Genomic DNA, 3470 nt, shown 5'->3' with positions numbered 1-3470 from the left:
ATTTGACAGCGCGCCAAAAGAAGCCTACAAGCAAATCGTCGATATTTGTTTGACTGACTTTTGTTATCCGCGCTTTCGAGCGCGCCTTTGACGAACTTCCCACATCAAAAATCGGGACAAACGACGTTGTGCATCCGCATGGCGTCGAACGAATATTTGCCATGGAAAGGGTTCGTCATGAGCACCGGCACAGTTAAATGGTTCAACGCCACCAAAGGTTTTGGTTTTATTCAGCCTGACGACGGCTCGGCCGACGTTTTTGTCCACATCTCGGCCGTAGAGCGCGCCGGCATGCGTGACATCGTCGAGGGCCAGAAGCTCGGCTACGAGATGGTCCGCGACAACAAGTCGGGCAAGATGTCCGCCGACCAGTTGAAGGCGGCCTGAAAAACGAATTCTGCTCTCCCGGTGACCACGGATGTACTGGCACCGGTGAGTGGCGAATTCGGGCGCATGGCCGCGGCGACCTGAGTTTCCACGGCATATCATGTGCATAAGCAGGGCGTTCCCGTGCGGTGCATCCTTTTGGATGTCATCTGGTTGCGCGACGCTCTCATGGAAGGTCAGGCGGTGCCTGGCCTTTTTCATTTTCCGCGCCTTGCCGCCGAAAGTGCGCTGCGCGCCGGCCTGGACGTGCTAAGGGACGCTCCAGCAATTTGAATTCGCCGCGCGTATTGCTTTGTGCGTGATCCTGACCGAAGACCCGGTCTCGCTCCATCGGCACAGGCTCCTGACAGGAGAAAGATTTGACCACCAGTTCAAAGACAACCGTCGATCAGGCCGTGTCCCTGTTCAGCAAGACGCAAACCCAGTCGATGTCGCTCAACCGCATCAATTCCGAGCGCGACGCCGTCAGCGAGGCACGCGAAGCCAAGACCGCGCGTCTGCGCGAATTGCGCCTGGAGAAGGAGGCCGACGAGATGGCCGCCGCCGCCGCGCTAGCCGCTTTGCCGAAGCGGGCCGGACGACGCTGATGGCCACCAAACGCGTACCGCCAACACCGATCGCCGCCGACGCAACCATTGCCGATATGGTCGAAGGCCTCGACAAGCCGGTCGAATTCGTCCGGCGTGTGCTGGAAAAGCTCGAGCGCTGCAAGCGTGCCCACGGTGATGCCCAGGTTCGCGTCGGCGTGCGCGGCCGCGCCGAATGCCCGAACTACCTGATCGAGTATGTCCGCGAAGACGCCAAGACCCATGAGCGGGTGACGTATCAGGACGCCGCCTACAGCGGCAGCACGCATCGCGAGCTGGCAGCCCATCACATCGAGGCGGTGAAAAACTGGTCGCCCGAGGAAATGAACATCACGGCCGTTTCGGCGCTGATCGGCCGCCTGCGCAATCCGCGCGCCCCATCATCGCGCTTCGCCGACGAGGACTGACATGGCCATAAAATTCTCCTCCAAGGATCAGCCGGCAGCCTCGGGTGCCGCGGCAAAACCGGCCAAGCCGGTTGCCGCGCCGAAAGCTGGCGATGCCACCGAGGCGGCGACCGACCTGTTCAAGTCGCCGGCGGATTCGCCGAAGGGCAAGACGGCCAAGAAGAAATAGCGCCTTGCCGCAAGACGCAGATCACAACCCCGCCGCGCCAGGGCTGTCCGCCCTGGTGGCCGCCGCAAGCGTTTTGTCGTCGCAACAGGGCACCTTCGATTGCCAAAGCTGCGGTGCCTGCTGTTCCTATTCGGCCGAGTGGCCGCGCTTTTCCACCGAAGATGACGCACAGCTCGACCGTATCCCGGAAAAATATGTCGCATCCGACCTGTCAGGCATGCGTTGCGAGGGCGTGCGCTGCTCGGCGCTGTCCGGCGAGATCGGCAAGTCGACCGCTTGCGGCATCTACGACGTGCGGCCGGACGTCTGTCGCGCCTGCATGCCCGGCGACGAGGAGTGTCTGATGGCACGCCAGGCGCTCGGATTACCGGTGTAGCCAATCTCCCGTCGCCTCCGCTTGTGCGCCGACCCGCAGCCCGGTACCTTCCTGGCCGGGTAGGGTGCCGGAGGAACCATCGTGAGCATCGAATTTCTGTTGACGTCCCTGATTGTCGTGGCTTCGCCCGGCACCGGCGTTCTCTACACGCTGAGCGCCGGCCTCTCGCGCGGTGCGCGGGCCAGCGTCATCGCCGCCTTCGGCTGCACGCTCGGCATCATCCCGCACATGGCCGCCGCCATCACTGGCCTGGCGGCGCTGCTGCACACCAGTGCGCTCGCCTTCGAGACGCTGAAATATCTCGGCGTCGCCTACCTGCTCTACATGGCCTGGAACACGCTGAAGGAAAAGGGCGGCCTCAGCGTCGAGCAGGATGTGACGCCGCGCTCGGCCGGCAAGGTGATTGCCACCGGTATCCTCGTCAACGTGCTCAATCCGAAACTGTCGATCTTCTTCTTCGCCTTCCTGCCGCAGTTCGTCAGCACCACCGAGCCCAATGCGCTGTCGAAAATGCTGGAACTGAGTTCCGTCTTCATGCTTTTGACCTTCGTGGTTTTCGTCGGCTACGGCATCTTCGCAGCCTCGATCCGCAGCCATGTCGTCTCGCGGCCAATGGTGTTGACCTGGATGCGCCGGACCTTCGCCGGCGCTTTCGTCATGCTCGGCGCAAAGCTGGCGCTGGCCGATCGGTAGCGGGGAGCGGTTCAGTCTCGCTGATCCGCTCTCCTTTGTTGCGCTATTCCGGGCGAAAAGCGGTTATGCGCTTTCGGGGCATTGCTCGGGGCGCGCTGCCCCTTCACATAACCCATCGCTTCGACGATCCGCCCATCGGCCACACGCATGAGGTTGACGCCGCGCAGCGAATTGCCGTCGGTCATGAAATAGCGCCAGCGGATCGTTGCCCGGTCACCGGCAACGAAGGTTTCCTCGATATCGAAGCGCGTGCCGGCCTGGGTCGCGATCGCCGTCCAAAGCGCGACGCACGCTTCCTTGCCGGCATGGCGGGCGCCGTCCGGCGCCGGCACGGTGTTCTCGATCACGCAATCGTCGGCCACCAGCTCGGCGAGTGCCGAAGGATCATGGCGCTGGAATACGTCGTTGTAGCGCCGCATGATCTCGGCCGTCTGCTGGGACAGACCGTACGCGTTTGCGTCCATGACAAGCTCCTGTGTCATCTTCTTTCTCCTGGCTTCATTGACCTTTGGTGGCTTCGACGAGCGTTGCCTTGAGGGTGATCTGAGACACGCCGCCAAGGGCCCGCGAGACGAGGCAGCCCGCCTTGGCGGACTGTGCAAGGCGCTCGAATTCATCTTCGGCAAGTCCCGCGACCTCTGCCTCGGTTTCGAGTTCGATGCGGGTGATCGTCGGACCGGCAGCGGTTGCGCCAAGATGCACCTTGGCGACGGTGCTGATGCTTGTCGGGACATGATTGGCGTTGCCCAGCATGGCGCTCAGCGCCATCGAGAAGCAGCCTGCATGCGCCGCGGCGATCAGTTCTTCCGGGTTGGTGCCCGGACCGTTCTCGAAACGCGACGGGAAGGAAT

Annotated in this window: 7 protein-coding genes and 1 pseudogene; 6 read left to right on the top strand and 2 right to left on the bottom strand. The window is 62.5% G+C overall.

Features of this window, described 5'->3' with window-relative positions; genetic code table 11:
• The first annotated feature begins 177 nt into the window (after positions 1-177).
• From EN990_RS34890 to EN990_RS34865, 6 genes are all read left to right on the top strand, one after another.
• Positions 178-387 carry a cold-shock protein gene (locus EN990_RS34890; RefSeq protein ID WP_010915421.1) on the top strand — a complete coding sequence of 70 codons (210 nt, stop codon included), beginning with the start codon at positions 178-180 and terminating at the stop codon, positions 385-387.
• Positions 388-746: 359 nt separating this feature from the next.
• On the top strand, positions 747-974 hold the full coding sequence (locus EN990_RS34885; RefSeq protein WP_013532399.1) for a hypothetical protein: 228 nt from the start codon (positions 747-749) through the stop codon (positions 972-974).
• Positions 974-1381 (top strand): hypothetical protein, encoded by a 408-nt coding sequence (locus tag EN990_RS34880; protein WP_013532398.1) that lies wholly within the window; start codon positions 974-976, stop codon positions 1379-1381. The genes EN990_RS34885 and EN990_RS34880 overlap by 1 nt, the downstream gene beginning before the upstream one ends.
• A 1-nt stretch (position 1382) precedes the next feature.
• The gene (locus tag EN990_RS34875) at positions 1383-1550 is read left to right on the top strand and encodes a hypothetical protein (RefSeq protein WP_013532397.1); all 168 of its coding nucleotides are present in this window, start codon (positions 1383-1385) and stop codon (positions 1548-1550) included.
• Between the two features lie 55 nt (positions 1551-1605).
• Entirely contained in the window at positions 1606-1926 is a 321-nt protein-coding gene (locus EN990_RS34870; RefSeq protein WP_032809400.1) for a YkgJ family cysteine cluster protein, read from the top strand.
• Between the two features lie 81 nt (positions 1927-2007).
• Positions 2008-2619, top strand: a complete 612-nt coding sequence (locus tag EN990_RS34865; RefSeq protein ID WP_013532395.1) for a LysE family translocator — start codon at positions 2008-2010, stop codon at positions 2617-2619.
• Positions 2620-2717: 98 nt separating this feature from the next.
• On the opposite strand, the pseudogene EN990_RS34860 reads toward EN990_RS34865, so the two are convergent.
• Positions 2718-3101, bottom strand: a pseudogene (locus tag EN990_RS34860) (nuclear transport factor 2 family protein); the annotation flags it as partial.
• Between the two features lie 16 nt (positions 3102-3117).
• The coding region (locus tag EN990_RS34855; protein WP_127388568.1) for an OsmC family peroxiredoxin at positions 3118-3470 on the bottom strand (353 nt) is incomplete at its 5' end.

This window comes from Mesorhizobium sp. M7A.F.Ca.US.005.03.1.1, from assembly GCF_003997975.1.
In the GTDB taxonomy this organism is placed as follows: domain Bacteria; phylum Pseudomonadota; class Alphaproteobacteria; order Rhizobiales; family Rhizobiaceae; genus Mesorhizobium; species Mesorhizobium ciceri.
The sequence above is the reverse complement of the archived record's forward strand: the minus strand, read 5'-3'. Positions and strand labels throughout refer to the sequence as shown.

Coding starts and splice junctions, on each gene's coding strand:
- EN990_RS34890 (WP_010915421.1), top strand. CDS start 178: ATGAGCACCGGCACAGTTAAATGGTTCAACGCCACCAAAGGTTTTGGT.
- EN990_RS34880 (WP_013532398.1), top strand. CDS start 974: ATGGCCACCAAACGCGTACCGCCAACACCGATCGCCGCCGACGCAACC.
- EN990_RS34875 (WP_013532397.1), top strand. CDS start 1,383: ATGGCCATAAAATTCTCCTCCAAGGATCAGCCGGCAGCCTCGGGTGCC.